The sequence below is a fragment of the Haloplanus salinarum genome (genome assembly GCF_009762275.1).
GTDB lineage: Archaea > Halobacteriota > Halobacteria > Halobacteriales > Haloferacaceae > Haloplanus > Haloplanus salinarum.
On the sequence record NZ_CP034345.1, the window covers coordinates 2,328,194 to 2,344,083 of the forward strand.

At 70.0% G+C, this 15,890-nt stretch carries 24 protein-coding genes; 16 read left to right on the forward strand and 8 right to left on the reverse strand.

Translation table 11 applies throughout. The features are described from left to right. Positions 1–64: 64 nt before the first annotated feature. From EI982_RS13290 to EI982_RS13300, 3 genes are all read left to right on the forward strand, one after another. Positions 65–406: a winged helix-turn-helix domain-containing protein gene (locus EI982_RS13290; protein WP_157690163.1), complete on the forward strand. Its 342-nt coding sequence runs from the start codon at positions 65–67 to the stop codon at positions 404–406. A 71-nt stretch (positions 407–477) separates the two neighbouring features. After that, entirely contained in the window at positions 478–1,194 is a 717-nt protein-coding gene (locus tag EI982_RS13295) for an AzlC family ABC transporter permease (RefSeq protein ID WP_157690164.1), read from the forward strand. A 37-nt stretch (positions 1,195–1,231) separates the two neighbouring features. Then, complete coding sequence (locus EI982_RS13300) at positions 1,232–1,495, forward strand: branched-chain amino acid transport AzlD family protein (RefSeq protein WP_157691206.1); 264 nt, start codon at positions 1,232–1,234, stop codon at positions 1,493–1,495. 20 nt (positions 1,496–1,515) lie between these two features. Here the strand turns inward: EI982_RS13300 and EI982_RS13305 are convergent, their stop codons facing one another. Together EI982_RS13305 and EI982_RS13310 are read right to left on the reverse strand one after the other, a co-directional pair. Further along, entirely contained in the window at positions 1,516–2,802 is a 1,287-nt protein-coding gene (locus EI982_RS13305) for an L-lactate MFS transporter (RefSeq protein ID WP_157690165.1), read from the reverse strand. A gap of 78 nt (positions 2,803–2,880) precedes the next feature. Further along, the gene (locus EI982_RS13310; protein ID WP_157690166.1) at positions 2,881–3,969 is read right to left on the reverse strand and encodes an aminopeptidase; all 1,089 of its coding nucleotides are present in this window, start codon (positions 3,967–3,969) and stop codon (positions 2,881–2,883) included. Between the two features lie 158 nt (positions 3,970–4,127). Here EI982_RS13310 and EI982_RS13315 point away from each other — a divergent pair, with 158 nt between their 5' ends. After that, the gene (locus EI982_RS13315; protein ID WP_157690167.1) at positions 4,128–4,697 is read left to right on the forward strand and encodes a cyclodeaminase/cyclohydrolase family protein; all 570 of its coding nucleotides are present in this window, start codon (positions 4,128–4,130) and stop codon (positions 4,695–4,697) included. On the opposite strand, the gene EI982_RS13320 is transcribed toward EI982_RS13315, so the two are convergent. After that, entirely contained in the window at positions 4,694–6,820 is a 2,127-nt protein-coding gene (locus EI982_RS13320; RefSeq protein WP_157690168.1) for a 4Fe-4S dicluster domain-containing protein, read from the reverse strand. The genes EI982_RS13315 and EI982_RS13320 overlap by 4 nt on opposite strands. Positions 6,821–6,934: 114 nt before the next feature. Between EI982_RS13320 and EI982_RS18935 the strand changes: the two genes are divergently transcribed. The 3 genes from EI982_RS18935 (at position 6,935) to EI982_RS13330 (ending at position 7,629) form a co-directional block, all read left to right on the forward strand. Continuing rightward, positions 6,935–7,069: a hypothetical protein gene (locus EI982_RS18935; protein ID WP_257627906.1), complete on the forward strand. Its 135-nt coding sequence runs from the start codon at positions 6,935–6,937 to the stop codon at positions 7,067–7,069. A gap of 55 nt (positions 7,070–7,124) precedes the next feature. Next, positions 7,125–7,304 carry a hypothetical protein gene (locus tag EI982_RS13325; protein WP_157690169.1) on the forward strand — a complete coding sequence of 60 codons (180 nt, stop codon included), beginning with the start codon at positions 7,125–7,127 and terminating at the stop codon, positions 7,302–7,304. Between the two features lie 91 nt (positions 7,305–7,395). Next, positions 7,396–7,629, forward strand: coding sequence for a DUF2249 domain-containing protein (locus EI982_RS13330; RefSeq protein ID WP_157690170.1), 234 nt, complete (start codon positions 7,396–7,398; stop codon positions 7,627–7,629). A 6-nt stretch (positions 7,630–7,635) separates the two neighbouring features. Here EI982_RS13330 and EI982_RS18940 read toward each other — a convergent pair whose 3' ends face one another. Continuing rightward, a complete protein-coding gene (locus EI982_RS18940; RefSeq protein WP_269846461.1) occupies positions 7,636–7,773 on the reverse strand; it encodes a hypothetical protein in 138 nt (45 codons plus the stop codon). Further along, the gene (locus tag EI982_RS18795; RefSeq protein ID WP_269846462.1) at positions 7,770–8,015 is read right to left on the reverse strand and encodes a putative zinc-binding protein; all 246 of its coding nucleotides are present in this window, start codon (positions 8,013–8,015) and stop codon (positions 7,770–7,772) included. The genes EI982_RS18940 and EI982_RS18795 overlap by 4 nt, the downstream gene beginning before the upstream one ends. 35 nt (positions 8,016–8,050) lie before the next feature. Here EI982_RS18795 and EI982_RS18800 point away from each other — a divergent pair, with 35 nt between their 5' ends. Then, complete coding sequence (locus EI982_RS18800) at positions 8,051–8,311, forward strand: hypothetical protein (protein WP_157690171.1); 261 nt, start codon at positions 8,051–8,053, stop codon at positions 8,309–8,311. Positions 8,312–8,541: 230 nt separating this feature from the next. On the opposite strand, the gene EI982_RS13345 is transcribed toward EI982_RS18800, so the two are convergent. After that, the gene (locus EI982_RS13345; protein WP_157690172.1) at positions 8,542–8,778 is read right to left on the reverse strand and encodes a DUF2249 domain-containing protein; all 237 of its coding nucleotides are present in this window, start codon (positions 8,776–8,778) and stop codon (positions 8,542–8,544) included. Between the two features lie 88 nt (positions 8,779–8,866). Here EI982_RS13345 and EI982_RS13350 point away from each other — a divergent pair, with 88 nt between their 5' ends. From EI982_RS13350 to EI982_RS13370, 5 genes are all read left to right on the forward strand, one after another. After that, positions 8,867–9,007 (forward strand): hypothetical protein, encoded by a 141-nt coding sequence (locus EI982_RS13350; RefSeq protein WP_157690173.1) that lies wholly within the window; start codon positions 8,867–8,869, stop codon positions 9,005–9,007. Between the two features lie 69 nt (positions 9,008–9,076). Beyond that, positions 9,077–9,310: a hypothetical protein gene (locus EI982_RS18805; protein WP_233255233.1), complete on the forward strand. Its 234-nt coding sequence runs from the start codon at positions 9,077–9,079 to the stop codon at positions 9,308–9,310. Between the two features lie 134 nt (positions 9,311–9,444). Then, entirely contained in the window at positions 9,445–9,696 is a 252-nt protein-coding gene (locus EI982_RS13360; RefSeq protein WP_157690174.1) for a hypothetical protein, read from the forward strand. Between the two features lie 94 nt (positions 9,697–9,790). Then, complete coding sequence (locus EI982_RS13365) at positions 9,791–10,093, forward strand: cupin domain-containing protein (RefSeq protein WP_157690175.1); 303 nt, start codon at positions 9,791–9,793, stop codon at positions 10,091–10,093. A gap of 139 nt (positions 10,094–10,232) precedes the next feature. Beyond that, a complete protein-coding gene (locus tag EI982_RS13370) occupies positions 10,233–11,261 on the forward strand; it encodes a threonine aldolase family protein (protein WP_157690176.1) in 1,029 nt (342 codons plus the stop codon). A gap of 5 nt (positions 11,262–11,266) precedes the next feature. Here the strand turns inward: EI982_RS13370 and EI982_RS13375 are convergent, their stop codons facing one another. Next, positions 11,267–12,208: a cation diffusion facilitator family transporter gene (locus EI982_RS13375; protein ID WP_157690177.1), complete on the reverse strand. Its 942-nt coding sequence runs from the start codon at positions 12,206–12,208 to the stop codon at positions 11,267–11,269. 76 nt (positions 12,209–12,284) lie between these two features. Between EI982_RS13375 and EI982_RS13380 the strand changes: the two genes are divergently transcribed. The 3 genes from EI982_RS13380 (at position 12,285) to EI982_RS13385 (ending at position 14,423) form a co-directional block, all read left to right on the forward strand. After that, on the forward strand, positions 12,285–12,848 hold the full coding sequence (locus EI982_RS13380) for a metallophosphoesterase (RefSeq protein ID WP_157690178.1): 564 nt from the start codon (positions 12,285–12,287) through the stop codon (positions 12,846–12,848). Between the two features lie 183 nt (positions 12,849–13,031). After that, positions 13,032–13,193 carry a DUF7859 family protein gene (locus EI982_RS18470; RefSeq protein WP_199243631.1) on the forward strand — a complete coding sequence of 54 codons (162 nt, stop codon included), beginning with the start codon at positions 13,032–13,034 and terminating at the stop codon, positions 13,191–13,193. A gap of 63 nt (positions 13,194–13,256) precedes the next feature. Next, positions 13,257–14,423 carry an inorganic phosphate transporter gene (locus EI982_RS13385; RefSeq protein ID WP_157690179.1) on the forward strand — a complete coding sequence of 389 codons (1,167 nt, stop codon included), beginning with the start codon at positions 13,257–13,259 and terminating at the stop codon, positions 14,421–14,423. An 18-nt stretch (positions 14,424–14,441) separates the two neighbouring features. Here the strand turns inward: EI982_RS13385 and EI982_RS13390 are convergent, their stop codons facing one another. Then, on the reverse strand, positions 14,442–15,821 hold the full coding sequence (locus tag EI982_RS13390; RefSeq protein WP_157690180.1) for a hemolysin family protein: 1,380 nt from the start codon (positions 15,819–15,821) through the stop codon (positions 14,442–14,444). Positions 15,822–15,890 lie beyond the last annotated feature (69 nt).

Consider the following 15,890-nt stretch of genomic DNA (forward strand, 5'->3'; position numbering starts at 1 on the left):
GACCGACCGCGGGCGGCCCGCCGCCCCGGAACCGTTTTGCCGGTCGCTTCCGTGACGCGCTCGTATGGCGATCCCCACTTGGACGTGGAGCGACGCGCCGGCCCCCGGGGCGCCGCCGTCGACGGCGGCCGTCGACCCCGCCGCCGAGACGCTGTCGGTCCTCTCCCATCCGCACCGCCTCGAAATCCTCCTCGCGCTCGTCCGAGCGGACGGTCCCCTCGCCTACTCGTCGCTCCGTGCCGCGACGTCCGTCGCGGACAAGGGGCAGTTCAACTACCACCTCCGCCAGCTCCGCGGGCGGTTCGTCGCCGACGGTGACGACGGCTACGCCCCGACCCCCGCCGGTCGCGCCGCCGTCCGCACGGTCCTGACGGACGCCCGTCTCCACGACGGAGCGCCTGACTGACCTGTCCGCACGCCGGGAGAAACACGCTTCTCCGAGAGTTTACGCTCCCGCGCCCGCAGGGTCGGTCCACGATGTCGAGCGATCCCGATGGCGGTGGTGTCGACGAGGTGCGGTTCGGACCGACGGGCGTTCGCGACGGCTACCTCCGGTGTGTCCCCGTGGCGCTCGGCGTCGCGGGCTACGGCGTCGTCTTCGGGGTGCTGGCGCGCGAGGCCGGCCTCAGCGTGGCCGAGGCGACGCTCATGAGCGCGACGGTGCTCGCCGGCGCCGCGCAGTTGGTCGCGGTCGAACTCTGGGCGGATCCCGTCCCCGTCGTGGCCGTCGTCGGCACGACGCTCGTCGTCAACCTCCGGTACCTGCTGATGGGCGCCGCGCTCCGACCGTGGTTCCGTCACCTCGCGCCCCGGCACGCCTACGCGAGCGTGTTCTTCACCGCCGACGAGAACTGGGCGCTGACGATGGGCGAACTCCGATCCGGGAGCCGGCAGGGCGCCTTCCTGCTCGGCTCCGGCCTCGCAGTCTGGTCGTTCTGGGTGGTCGCCACCGTCGTCGGTGCGACGGCCGGGAGCCTCGTCGGCGACCCCGCCCGCTACGGCCTCGATTTCGCGCTGACGGCCGTCTTCCTCGTCATCGCGACCGAACTTTGGGAGGGCCGGTCGACGGTCGCTCCCTGGGCGGTCGCCGCCGCCGTCGCCGTCTTGACCGAGGCGGCGCTCCCCGGCCGGTGGTACGTCCCCTGTGGGGCACTCGCCGGCGCGCTGACCGTGGTGATCCGGCGTGACGGGTGAGCCGTTCGCTCCGCTCCCCGTCGGGGTCGTCCTCGCCATGGCCGTCGTCACCTACCTGACCAAGGCCGGCGGTCTCTGGCTGCTCGGCCGCGTCGACCTCTCCGACCGCGCCGCGGCCGCCCTCGACGCCCTCCCGGGAGCCGTCGTCGTCGCCATCCTCGCGCCCGCCGTCGTCACCGCCGGGCCGCCGACGTGGCTCGCGGCCGGCGTCACGGTGATCGCCGCCCGGCGGACCCGCTCGGTCCTCGCGGCGCTCCCCCTCGGCGTCGGGACGACCGTGTTCTTCCGGACCGCGTTCTGAGGTGGAACGACTCCCGGCGCCTACCGCTCCGTCCCGTGTGGCGTCCCCACGAGTTGGGCTTCGCGGACGACGCTCACCCGCCAGCGGAGCAGTCCCACGCACACGAGGCCGACGCCGAGCATCCCGGCCACGGCGTAGAACGCGAGGTCGTACGAGCCGGTCAGTTCGACGATCCGTGCCACCAGCGTCGGGCCGGCGACCCCGGCCATCGACCACGCCGTGAGGGTGTAGCCGTGGATCGCCCCGAGTTCCTTCGTACCGAACAGGTCCGCGAGATACGCCGGGAGGCAGGCGAACCCGCCGCCGTAACAGGTGACGATCAGGAACAGCACGGCCGCGAACAGCGGGACGGTCGTGACGTTCGGCAACGCCAGAAAGGCGAGGATCTGGACGACGAAGAAGGTGCCGTAGGTGGTCGTCCGGCCGATGTAATCCGAGAGGCTGGACCACCCGATGCGGCCGAGCCCGTTGAACAGGCCGAGCAGCCCGACGACGGTGGCCGCGACGGCCGCGCTCGCGCCCGTGATCGACTGGGTCATGTTCGATGCCACCGACAGGAGCATGATCCCCGCCGAGACGTTGATGAAGACGATCAGCCAGACGAGGGAGAACTGCGGCGTCCGGATCGCCTCGCTCGCGGTTCGCTGTTCGAGGTCGGCGGCGACGATCACGCCGTGACTGTCGGCCTCGACGACCGCGTCGGGGTCGATCCCCGCCGGCATCCACCCCTCCGGCGGCTTCTCCAGATACCACGCGCCCGCCGCCATCGCGACGAAGTATCCCGCCCCGAGGACGAACAGCGTCGTCGGGATGTCCGTCGCCTCGATCAGGTGGTTCGCGAGCGGCCCGGTCACCAGCGCGCCGGCGCCGAACCCCATGACGGCGAGGCCCGTCGCCAGACCCCGCCGGTCCGGGAACCACTTCACGAGCGTCGAGATGGGGCTGATGTAGCCCAGGCCGAGTCCCACGCCCGCGACGACGCCGTAGGTCATCACGAACCCGACGTGGCTCCCGACCCGGACGGCGACGCCGGCGAGCATCGTCCCGCCGGCGAAGGCGACGGCCGCGGCGAGCCCCGAGATCCGCGGGCCGTACCGCTCCACGTACCGACCCAACAGCGCCGTCGACAGCCCGAGGGTGAAGATGGCGACGGTGAAACCGAGCGTCACGTCACCGACCGTCCACCCCTGGGTCTCCTGGAGCGGCCGCTGGTAGACGCTGTAGGCGTACACCGAGCCGATGGACAGGTGGATCAGCATCGCCGAGGCGGCGATGAGCCACCGGTTTTTCTCCCCCGTGCGTGACATACGCCCCCCGACGTCCGTCGCCGACAAAAAGCTACGTCGGGGGACCGTCCGCGGACGCGGCCACGTCGGGCCGACCCGCTACTCGAAGCCCTCTTCGAAGACGAAAGTTCCGTTCCGCTGGACGACCTCGCCGTCGACCTCGATGGTCGAGTCCTCGGACATGTCGACGATCATGTCGACGTGTTCGGCGCTCTCGTTGCGTTCGTTTTCCTCGCCGACGGTGTCCGCGTAGGCGTTCCCCACCGCCATGTGGACGGTGTCGCCCATCTTCTCGTCGAACAGCATGTTGTAGGTAAACCGGTCGATGGAGCGGTTCATCCCGATGCCGAGTTCGCCGAGGTAGCGCGCCCCCTCGTCGGTGTTCAGAATCCCCGTGAGCACCGCCTCGTTGCGCTCGGCGCTGTGGCCGACGACCTTCCCGTCCTCGAACCGGATTCGCGCCCCTTCGATCTCCTTGCCCTTCCGGTAGAGGGGCATGTCGAAGTGGACTTCGCCCTCGACGGACTCCTTGACCGGCGCGGTGAACACCTCGCCGCCGGGGAGGTTGTGCTCGCCGTAGTCGTTGAGCGTGGGGTTGCCCGCGACCGACATCCGGACGTCCGTCCCCTCGCCGCTCCGGATCCGCACCTCGTCGGCGCCGTCGAGGATGTCGACCATCCGCGCTTGGTGTTCGCGCTGTTCGTCCCAGTCCAGCGTGACGGCGTCCCAGACGAAGTTCTCGTACGCCTCGGTGCTCATGCCCGCGAGCTGGGCGTGCCCGGAGGAGGGAAACTGCGTGAGACACCAGCGCGTCCCCAGCCGCTCGTCGAGGACGGGCCGCATCGCCCGGCGGTAGGCGGCGTTGGTCTCGGGGGTCACGTCGCTCTGCTCGGAGGCGTTCGGCCCCCCGCGAGCGATGATGGCCGCGTCCGTCTCCTCGTAGAGCGCGAGCTGGTGGGCGGGCGTCTCGAAGCCCTCGTCGTCGCTCGCGCGGAGGTACGCCCGGCTCGCCCGCTCGGAGTTGTTCAGGTACACCGGGTTCGCCCCCCGGTCGCCGAGCACCTCGTGGAGCGCGACCGCGAGGTCCTCGGCGACCGCCGGCATGCTGACGACCACGTCGTCGCCGGCCTCGATCCGCGTCGAGTGGTCGACGATGATCTCTGCGTGCGTGCGAATGCGCGGGTCCATGCACGGCCGTTCCGTCGCGGGCGGCAAAGCCTTTCGGAGTCCGCCCGTGGTAGAGGCCGCGGCCGACCGGTTCGCTCGCGAACCACGGACGTCGCCCGCCTTCGCACAGCGCCCACGCGAACCGCTTACGTGCCGGCGACGCGAACCCGACGGATACGGTGACACTCGACACGCGAGCGCTCGACCGGTTCCTCGACGACGTCGCGTCCGCCCGCGTGGCGCCCGCCGGCGGGACCGGCGCCGCCGTCGCCGGCGCCCTCGGCACGGCGCTGTGCGAGATGGTCTGTGTCCACTCCGCCGATACGACGGGGGGGACGCTGGCCGACGTGCGCGACGACCTCCGGACCGAGCGCGACCACCTCAGCGACCTCGCCGCGGCGGACGCGGCCGTCGTCGACGACCTGTTCGCCGCGGCCGACGGCCCGGACGAAGCGGGCCTCAAGCGGGCCACCGGCGTCCCGATCACGACGGCCGAGGCGTGTCTGACCGTCCTCGAACTGGCGGTCGACGTGACGGAACGGGGGAGCCCCACCGCCGTCGCCGACGCCGTCACTGGCGTCCTGCTGGTGGACGCGGCGCTCCACGCGTCGCTTCGCACCGCCCGACACAACCTCGATCGGATCGCGGACCCCTCGTTCGTCGCGGTGATCGAGGAGCGAACCGCGGAGATCGAGGTCCGGGCCGACGACGCGCGCGACCGGGCGATGGGAAACGCCGAGGCTCGCTAGTCGGCGCCTTCGACCGCCTCGACGAGCAGTTCCGCGACGTCGACGATTTCGATGTCGTCCTCGTAGCCGCCGGTCTTACGTCCGTCCTCGTACATCGTCATGCACATCGGACAGGCGACGACGAACTTCTCGACGGCGTCGCCCGCGTCCGTATCTTCGAGTGCCTCGCGCATCCGCTCCTCGCTCGGCTTGGTCTCCTCGTCGTGGTCCATCCAGAGGCCGCCGCCGCCGCCCCCACAGCAGAAGGCGTCCTCGCGGTTCCGGGGCATCTCCGCGAGGGTCGCCCCCGTCGCCCGGATGAGTTCCCGCGGCGCCTCGTACTCGTCGTTGTACCGGCCGAGGTGACACGGGTCGTGGTAGGTGACCGTGTAGTCGAGTTCGTCGCCCGCGAGGCCGAGGGCGCCCTCGGCGACCAGTTCCTCCACCGCCTGGGTCCAGTGTAGGACGTCGACCGCGCCGTCGGCGTTCCACTCGCCGTCGTAGTCGAACTCCATCAGCGGGTCGTCCGCGAACTCCTCGTATTCGACTTCCGGATACTCGTTTGCGAACGTGTTGTACGAGTGCGGGTCGGTACAGACGATGGCCTCGGGGTCGACCGCCTCGAACTGCTCGACGTGGTGGCCGGCGAGGTCGACGTAGAGGAACTCCTCGCCGAGGCGGCGGACGTCGTTGCCGTCGTACTTCTCGTCCTCGAAGAGGATGCCGTAGTCGACGTCGGCGCGTTCGAGGAGCCGAGCGAGCGAGCGGGCCACCCGCTTGTTCCGCTCGTCGTAGCTCGGGTAGTCGCCGACGTACCAGAGGTACTCGACGTCGGTCTCGCGGGCGTCCGCGACCTCGAAGTCGAGGTCGTCGGTCCAGTCGGCGCGCTCCTCGGGGCGTTCGCCGAAGGTGTTGCCCTTCCGCATGACGTTGTCGAACACGTCCTGGACGTTCGAGTCGACGTCGCCCTGGTCCGTGAGCTGGCGGTTCATGCGCGTAAAGGAGGTGAGGTGTTCGATTTCGACCGGACAGGCGTCCATGCAGGCCATACACGCCATGCAGGACTCCATCGTCTCGGCGGCGATGACGCTCGTCCCGCCGTCGGCGACGATGTCGACTTCCTCGCTCTCGCCCGCCTCCACCTGCTCGCGGTACGCCTTCAGGTCGAGGATCACGTCCCGCGGGTCGAGCGGGCGGCCCGAGGATTCGGCCGGACAGACCGACGAACAGCGGCCACACTTGGTGCAGGCGTCCTGATCGAGCAGCTCCTTCCAGGTGAAGTCCTCGACGGCCTCGGCGCCGGTGTCGGCGTCGAGGTCGGCGGGGATCCCGGGGAGGCGCGCGCCCGCCTTCTCGTCGCGGGTCACGACGTTGGCGTACGACGAGAGCATGTGGAACGGCTTGCCGTAGGGGAGGGCGGCGACGAACGCCAGCGCGAGCAGCGAGTGTGACCACCAGACCGCCGGGTAGACCGCCTCGGCCGTCGCCGCGCTCATCCCCGCGGCGGCCAGCACCTCGGCGACGAACCAGCCGACGAAACTCACCGTCTCGAACGACGGGAAGCCGGTGCCGAGGATGCGAACCCCCTCGGTCAGGTAGCCGCCGACGCCGAGGAGGAAGAGCGCCCAGACGAAGAGGTCGTCCTCCAGCCCCGTGTGTTTCCCCCACAGCCGCCACTTCCGGGCGGCGTACCGCCGGTAGAGCGCGACCCCGAGACCGACGACGAACAGCAGCCCCATCGCGTCCATCACCAGCGAGTACGAGAGGTAGAAGTCGCCGACGAAAAAGGAGGGCTGGCCCAACAGCTTGGTCCAGATATCCATGTCGACCGCGAGGATGGTCGTCCCGATCAGCAGTGTGAGAAATCCCCACATGATGAACGCGTGCATGAGCCCGCCGACGACGTCGCGGTCGAGGAGCGTCCGGTTCGAGAGGACCACCCGCGCCGCGTCGACGACCCGGCGCGGCAGGTCGTCGAGCCGGTCGATCCGGTCCGCCTGCCCGGTGGTGTATCGCTCGATTCGCCGGTAGACGCCGTACGCGAACGTCAGGATCGCGACGGCCGAGAGCAGGTAGAAGACGAGTTCGCCGACGTGTCCGATGCCCCAGAACGTCGGTCTGGTTACGGTGCCTTGGACGGCCATGACTAGAGACGTTCTCGAATCCCGGAATAAATGTTGCTACGAACCGGCGACGATGGACCGTCGCACCCACTTGGTCGACGTCACTACTATGCGTCGGGTGGTCGTATCGCCGCCATGGTTTCCCTCGATCGGTTCGATCACCCCGCGTGGACCGCCGGCGCCGCCACGGCCGTCAGCTACGGCCTCGGTCTCCTCGCCCTGTTCGTCCTGCTTTTCGTCCTCCCGTTCCTGATCTTCTCGCTCGTCTAGGGACGCGAACCGGTTCGCCCGAACGCTCTCCGCCCTCCGGAACGGAGGTGGCGTCGTGCTCCCGCCGTCGTCGCTCGCCGCCCGCCCGGGACTCGCCCTCGGCGCGCTCTGTGGCGTCGCCGGCCTCGCCCTCGGCAGCCCGGAAACCGGCCTGCTCGGGGCACTCGTGGGCTACTTCCTCGGGAAGTCGCTCCGGAGCGTCCGCCGGACGGTCGAGGGCGGTCGGGCGGGGTGAGCCGCCGGGTGACGTCCCGGGCCGCCACCGGCCCGACCCGAAGGCCTTCGCGGTAAGGGTCACACGGCGTCCCGCCCACGGCTACACTGCGATGACCGAACGACGACTCGACCTCCGCGAGATTCCGCCGCCGAAACGCCATCCGAAGATCTTCGATGCGTTCGAGGAACTGGAGAGCGGCGAGGCGCTGACGCTGGTCAACGACCACGCACCCACGCCGCTGTACCACCAGATGAACGCCGAAGTGGACTCCTTCGACGCCGAGGGGTATACGGTCGACCGCGTCGGCCAGAACGAGTTCGTCGCGCGGCTCCCGAAGGAGTAGGGCCGCTCAGGCGGTCGCTTCCAGTTCCGCCACCGTCTCGGTCGGGTCGTCGAACAGCGCCGCCGCCCGCTCGCCGTCGTAGTCGGTGTGATACTCGTTGGGGACCCCTCGCTCGGCGAGGTTCACGTGGCGATCCGGCGTCACGTCGTGTCGTTCCAGGCTCTTCCGGGCGCATTCGAGCGGACAGCCGTCGACGACGAGGTCGGCCGGTCCGCCGTCGCGGTGGCCACCAGCGGCTCCACGTCGCCCCCGACGCCCGCGATACAGGACATCTCCGCCAGCCGCTCGTGGTCGAGTCGCACCGCGAGGTCGTTCGCCATCCGTGCGGCGCTCGAACAGCCCGAACAGGCGTAGACCAGCGGCAGGTCGTCGTAACTGTCCGTCATCGACCGGACCTCCCGCCGCCGCCCGCGAAAGGGTCGTGCCGAACGACGTTCCCGTCGCGCCCTCACTCGACGACGGAGGACTGGTGGTCGCCGCGGGTCCGCACGTCGAGAAGTGGTGGCGCCCCGCGTCGCCCACGTCGCCGGTGAACGTCCGGCCCGCCTCGAACCCGCGGACGTCGTGGGCGGCGAGGCGCTCCCGTACGTCCGCCGGTACCTCGTCGCCGGCGGCGACGTCGACGATCACGGGGCGGTCGGTGAAGCTCCTGGCGCGGAACGCGTCGTCGACGGTCCCGTGATCGCACAGTTCCGCAACCAGGCTGCGGAGCTCGGCCTCCCGGTCGGTCGTCGTCCACCGCCTGGCTCCCCGTCCGAAAAGGCGTCCCCGCGAACGTCTTCGTCCCCACGCCCGTCACTCGGCGTTCGACCCGAACGCCGAGGCGACGCCGGACCCGGCGCAGTTGGCGACCGGCAACCCCGCACTCCGACGACTGGCCCCCGACGCGGACTGATCGCCGTGGCCCCGCCCTCAGGCCCGGGTGATCTCGACGTGCCACACCGAGGCGTCCGGGTGGGTGGTCTCGTACTCGTAGCCCCGCTCCGCCAGCACGTCGTACAGCGGCGTCGGTTCGAAACTGTTCACCAACAGGAGCGATTCGCCGTCCGCCAGTTCCTCCAGGGCGGCCACGATGTCGCCGAAGGGTTCCCCCTCGATCTCGCGAACGTCCAGTCGCTCGCTGGTCCCGTCCACCCGTTTCGAACTCATACCGGTACGTAGGGGACGGGACGTGCTATATATTCACCCGATGACGTTCGACCTCTCCCTTTCGGACGGGGCAGGCGAAAGGCGACGTATGTCCCCGGATCCGCGGACAGGGTCGTCGCTGTCGGACGTCGAGCGGCGAGTCGCGCCCTCCCTCTTTGCCATCGCGGTCCTCCGGGATCCGGCACGGACCGGGTCGCGACCGGTGAACCCCGGGAGTATCCGGACGTGACCCCCGCGAGCGTCACGGAGATGGTCTCGCGGCTGGACGACCGCGGACTGGTCGCCCACGAGCCGGGGCGTGACGCTCACCGAGCGGGGGGACGCCGTCGCGACGCAGACCGGCTGGCGGTTCCGTGTCGTCGCCAGCTTCTTCGACTCGATGCTGGAGACGTCCCTCGACGACGAGACGGCCTTCGACATCGGGGTGGCGCTCCCGCAGGACGGCATCGCTCGCCTCCGGGGACTCGTCGATTCGGCCTGTCTCGGGCGCTGTCCGGCGGCCGACGGCGACGCCGGGAGGTGCGTGGCCTGACTAGAACATGTTCGCGCCAACGCTTTTCCGACAGCCCCGCGCAGTCGCATCCGCATGATTTTAGGCCAGCCTAAAACGAGCGGATCGGAGCGGGCGACCGGGCGTCTCGACCCCCCGATCGGGGTGGTAGCGCCGTGATCCGGAGCCACCTCCGCCACCTCCGGCACGCCTTGGACGAGCGGTCGATCACGATCAGGGCCGCGGTGACGTTCGCGGCGCTCCTCTCCCTTCCGGTCTTCGGGTCCGGCGTTCGTACGCTGGGGCAGAGCCTCGGCCTCGGTCGGCTCGTCCTCCCGTTGCTGGTGCTCGTCCACGTCCCGGCAGTCGTCGCGATCATCGCCGTCTGGTCGATCGGCTGTGACGTCTGTCGGGGTGAGTCGGCGTGACGACGACCGACACCGATTCCGGACCGGCGGCCGTCCCGTCGGCCACCGCACGCGAACCGCCAGTCGACGAACGACGGCGATCAACCCACTCACAATGACCACGATCCATACCCTCGACGAACTGGACGGACAACCCCACGCGAACGTCTTCCCCGACCGGGAGCCGAAGACGGTCAGACTCTCCCTCGATGCGGACGAGTCGGTTCCAGCCCACTCTCACCCCGGGCGCGACATCGTCCTCTACCTCGTCGAGGGGGAAATCGAGTTGCAACTCGGCGACCGGACACACGACCTGACGGCGGGCGAGATCGCCCGCTTCGAGGGCGAGCAGGAGATCTCACCCCGGGCCGTCGAGCCGAGCGTCGCCCTGATCGTCCTGGCGCCCCGGTCCGAGTGACGTCGTGCGGTCGTCCGGCCGTCGGCGGCGACCTCCTCGCGCTGTTCGGGGCCGCGGGGTACGCGTCCCTGCTCGGCCGTCGGCTGCTTGGCTGCCCCGCCGACCGCACGCTTTTCACGCCGGCCCCCGGACTCGGGTCATGATCGACCTGCGTTCCGACACGGTGACGGCACCCTCCGACGCGATGCGCGACGCGGCCCGCGACGCCGCGGTCGGCGACGACGTCTACCGCGACGATCCGACGGTGAACGAACTCGAGCGGCGGGCGGCCGACGTCGTGGGCTGTGCGGCCGCCCTGTTCGTCCCGACGGGGACGATGGGAAACCAGGTCGCGGCCTCGGTCCACGCCGACCACGGGAGCGAGGTCCTCGTCGATAGCGAGGCTCACGTCGTCCGCTGGGAACTCGGCGGCCTCGCGACGAACGCCGGCCTCCAGACCCGCACCGTCGACGCCGGCGACCGGGCCGTCCCCTCACCCGAGCAGATCCACGCCCACTGCCACGAGCGGGACCTCCACCGCCCGGGGACCGACCTCTGTTGGCTGGAGAACACGCACAACGCCCGCGGCGGCGTGGCCGTCCCCGTCGAGCGCGTCCGCGAGACCGCCGCGGCGGCCCACGACCACGACGTGCCGGTCCACCTCGACGGCGCCCGCCTGTTCAACGCCTGCGTCGCCCTCGATACCGACCCGGCGGAGATGGTCGCCCCCGTCGACTCCGTCCTCTTCTGTCTCTCGAAGGGACTCGGCGCGCCGGTCGGGTCGATGCTCGCGGGCAGCGAGGCGTTCGTCGCGGCGGCCCGCCGGGAGCGGAAACGCCACGGCGGCGGGATGCGCCAGGCCGGCATCGTCGCCGCGCCCGGCCTGGAGGCGCTCGCGAACCGCGACCGCCTCGCGATGGATCACGAAAACGCCGAACGCCTCGCCGCCGGCCTCGACGCCCTCGACGGCGTGTCGGCGCCGACGCCCGACACCAACATCGTCGTCGCCGACGTCGCGGGGACCGGCCTCGACGCCGCGGCGTTCGTCGACGCCTGTGCGGCCCGCGACGTGGGTGCGGTCCCCTTCGGCGGAACGACCGTCCGGTTCTGCACCCACCTCGACGTCGACCGGACGGACGTCTCGCTGGCGCTCGATCGGATCGCGGCCGTCGTCGAGTCGGCGGACTAGACCCCCTACAGCTCGGGTTCGACGTAGACGAACTCCACCCGGTCGTCGCGCTCCCGGAGTTTCTCCTCGATGCGGCCGATGTCTTCGTCGAGGGCCGTCGTGTCGAGGCCGTCCCCGAAGCTCACGTCGGCGGTGACCAGGATCTCGGCCGGCCCGACGAACATCGTCCGGAACCGGTCGACGTGGGTCACGCCCGGATGCTCCCGGATGAGCGACTCGAAGTCGTCGCCGAGGTCCGCCGGTACGCTCTCGCCGAGCAGGAGGCGCTTGTTCTCCCACGCCAACGCGAGCGCGAAGCCCATCAGGAGGAGGCCGATGAGCGCCGCGGAGACGGCGTCGTAGATGTGGTTGCCCGTCACCCGCGAGAGGACGATCCCCACGAGCGCGAGGGCGGCGCCGCCGAGGGCGATGGCGTCCTCGGTGAACGCGGTGAGCGTCGTCACGTCGCTCGTCGACCGGAACGCCTCGACCAGGTTCGTCCAGCCGTACTCCTCCATCTGCCGCCGGAGTTCGGCGTTCGCCTTCACGAACGCGTAGGTCTCGAAGGCGATGGCGCCGAGGAGGACGGCGACGCTCACGTAGACGGTATCGAAGGTAGCGCCCGCCATGGTCACCGTCCCCGGCGTGGCCTGGTGGCCGTGTCGGATGGCGTCGTAGCCGTGTTTCAGGCTCTCCCAGCCCGCGATGCCGAACAGCAGGACCGACACCAGAAAACTGTAGAAGAACTGCGCCTTCCCGTACCCGAAGGGGTGGCCGCGGCTCGGTTGCTTGGCGCTGTACCGGATGCCGATCAGGAGGAACACCTGGTTGCCCGTATCGGAGATGGAGTGGTACGTCTCCGAGAGCATCGACGGGCTCCCGGTGAGCAGGAAGGCGCCGAACTTCAGCACCGCGATGGCGCCGTTCGCGACGAGCGCGGCGAGGACCACGGACTTGCTGCCGGCCATATCGATTCACTCGGCCGGCCCCCGATTCAACCTTCCGACCGCAACCGTGTTGTCGGCGCGGCCCCTCCCTCGGGCCATGCTCGTCGTCTGTTCCGACACTCACGGCGCCGACGACCCCCACCTGACCGGGCGGACGCGCGAGGCCGTCGACGCCGCCGACCTCGTGATCCACGCCGGCGACTTCACGACGCCGGCCGTCCTCGACGCCTTCCGCGCGGCCGCCGACCGGCTGGTCGCCGTCCACGGCAACGCCGACGTCGAGGCCGTCAGCGCACGACTGCCGGCGGCCGCCTCGACGACCTATGCCGGCGTTCCGGTCGCAGTCACCCACACCGAACGCGGCGGCGCGACCGGGCTCTCGCTGTTCGGGCGGGAGCGCGGCGCCGCACTCGTCGTCTCGGGACACACCCACCGGCCGACGGTCGTCGACGCCGACGACGGCGGGCCGACCCTCCTCAACCCGGGGAGCCACGCCGACCCCCGCGGGAACCGCCCCGGCCACGCCGAACTCTGGGGCGTCGACGACGACCTCCCGGCGGTGGTTCGGGACGTCGACCGTCCGGCGTCGGGACTCGTCGGCGTCGTCCGGACGCCCGACGGCGACGTGATCGAACGGATCCGGGTGCCGCTGCGGGACTGACCGTCGTCGGGAAACACGAGTGGAGGGCCGAAGCGTCGGAGTGGAGGGCCGAAGCGGGGTCGGGGGACCACGCAACTACCGGTACGTCCGACGACATGATATAAACATCGTAGGCTCAAAGGCTCATTTGACTCTGTCAGACGTGGCGAAACGGCTTTGTGCGATCCGTCCGACCCTCGTCCCATGTCGGATTCCGCCGTCACGCTTCAGCTCTCCGGACTCCTCGGGGACCCGGTGTTCCTCGCGCTGGCGGGGCTGATGTTGCTGCTCGTCTTCTTCGGTTACCTGCTGGTCCGTCGGACGCTCCTCTCGCTCCGCGAGGGCTACGACGAGGGCTACCGCTAACCGATCGCTCGTCCGTCGCCCGGTACCCCTTAGTACCCCCCTCTCCCAGAACGGCACGAACCGATGGTCGCTACCGGAACGCTGCTGACGTTCGTGGTCGCCGCACTGGCGAGTCTCTTCATGGCGTGGGCGATCGGCGCCGGCTCCTCGGGGTCGACGCCGTTCGCCGCCGCGGTGGGTGCGAACGCCATCTCGGTGATGCGGGCCGGGTTCGTCGTCGGGTTACTCGGCTTCGCCGGCGCCGTCCTCCAGGGGGCGAACGTCACCCAGGCGGTCGGCACCGAGTTGATCGGCGGCGTCTCGCTGACCGCCACCGCCGCCATCGTCGGCCTGCTCACCGCGGCCATCCTCGTCGCCATCGGCGTCTTCACCGGCTACCCCATCGCCACCGCCTTCACCGTCACCGGCGCCGTCGTCGGCGTCGGCCTCGCCCTCGGCGGCGACCCCGCGTGGGCGAAGTACCGACAGATCACGACGCTGTGGGTGCTCACGCCCTTCGTCGGCGGCGGCATCGCCTACGGCACCGCGCGACTCCTCCGCTCGCCCTCCGTCCCCGAACGGTACGTCATCGCCCCCCTCGGCGGCCTCGTCGGCGCCCTCGTGGCCACCATCGAGTTCGCCCTGCTCGGCCCGTCCGGCGGGGCCGGCTCCATCGCGGGCACCCTCGGGACGGGCGTCCCCGGCGGCACGCCCGCCGTCGCTCTCGCCTGTGCGCTCCTCGTGACCGCCGTTCTCTTCCGGGGACTGGTCACCGATCCCGAGGCGACCCAGCGGCGGTTCCTGCTCACGCTCGGCGGCCTGGTCGCCTTCTCGGCCGGCGGGAGCCAGGTCGGCCTCGCCATCGGCCCCCTCGTCCCGCTGCTCGACGACCTGGCGATCCCCCTGCCGGCGGTGCTCGCGGGCGGCGGGTTCGGCCTCCTGCTCGGCTCGTGGACCGGCGCCCCGCGCATGATCAAGGCGCTCGCACAGGACTACTCCTCGCTCGGCCCGCGGCGGTCCATCGCGGCGCTCATCCCCTCTTTCGCCATCGCACAGGCGGCCGTCGCCTTCGGCATCCCCGTCTCGTTCAACGAAATCGTCGTCTCGGCGATCATCGGGTCCGGCTACGCCGCCGGCGGCAGCGGCGTCAGCCGCCGCAAGATGCTCTATACGGTGCTCGCGTGGATCGGCTCGCTCGTCCTCGCGCTGGTCGTCGCCTTCGCCGCCTTCACCCTCATCGACGCGCTCTGATCGGCCGACGCTCCCGACCTATCCCTCGACCTCCGCCTCGGTCTCCTCGGCGGTCCCCTCGTCGTCTTCCTCGTCGTGGATCGTGATTCGCGCGCTCATGATCCGGGTGTTGTCCACCTGCTCGATCCGGATCGTGATCCCGTCGTAGTCGATGGTCTCGCCCTCCTCGACCAGACGCCCGGCGCGGTTGAAGATGAAGCCCGCGAGCGTCTCGAACTCCTCGCCCTCCGGCAGATCGAGACCCAGCACCTCGTTCACCTCGTCGATGTTGACCTCGCCGCGGACGATCACCACGTCGTCGTCGACGAACTCGAAGGGCTCCTCCTCGTCGCCCTCGAGGATGTCGCCGACGATCTCCTCGACCATGTCCTCCAGCGTGATCAGCCCCTCCGTGGTGCCGAACTCGTCGATGACGATCACCATCCGCATCCGGTTCTCCTGGATCTCCTCCAGGAGTTCGTCGACGTTCTTCGACTCGGGGACGTGGAGGGTCGGCTGGACCACGTCGGTCAGGTCGCCGTCCCCCTCGCCGTAATGTTTCTCCCGGATGAGGTCACGCAGGGTGACGACGCCGATGATGTTGTCGAGGTTCCCCTCGTAGACCGGGATGCGTTCGTGGTCGCTCTGGACGCAGGTCTCGATGGCCTCGTCGATGTCGGCGTCTTTCGGGACCGCGGTCATGTCCAGTCGCGGCGTCATCACCTCCTTGGCGATGGTGCGGTTGAACCGGAAGATGCGCTGGAGCATCTCGCGTTCCTCCTCCTCGATGACGCCCTCGCGCTCCCCGGTCTGGATCATGTTCTGGATCTCGTCGCGGGTGACGTAGGTCGTCTCGATGGCCGACCGTCCCCCAGTCACGCGGTTGATGACCCGGGTCAGGTAATCGAAGACGATCACCAGCGGCATGAGGACCAACTCCGAATACTTGAGCGGCCGGGCGATCCGCAGCGCCCACGACTCGGTGTTCTCGACCGCGTAGGACTTCGGCGCGCTCTCCCCGAACAGGAGGACGAGCGTCGTGATCCCGAAGGTCGCGGCGAGCACCGCCTGCCCCTGGGAGAGGTAGATGGCAAAGAGCCCCGTGGCGATGGAGGACATGGCGATGTTGACGATGTTGTTGCCGACGAGGATCGTGATCAGCAGTCGGTGGGGGTCGGATTTCAGCTCCTGTACCGCCCTGGCTTCGGGGACGCCGTCCTCGACGAGTGCCTCGACCCGATGCCGGGCGAGCGAGAACATGGCGATCTCCGAGGAGGAGAAAAACGCCGACAGACCGATCAACACGAGGATCGCGATCGATCCGCCGATGGTGACGGTCGTATCGGTCACTGGCACGACGTCGGTGATCTGTGCCGGATGTCCGACTCCCGCGGCGCTCGCTGTCGGCGACAAACCCATGGAACTACTCTCCCTACTCACGGCCCCGAATTAAGCGTTGCCCTCACGCCGCCTCGTCGCCCGAGCGAA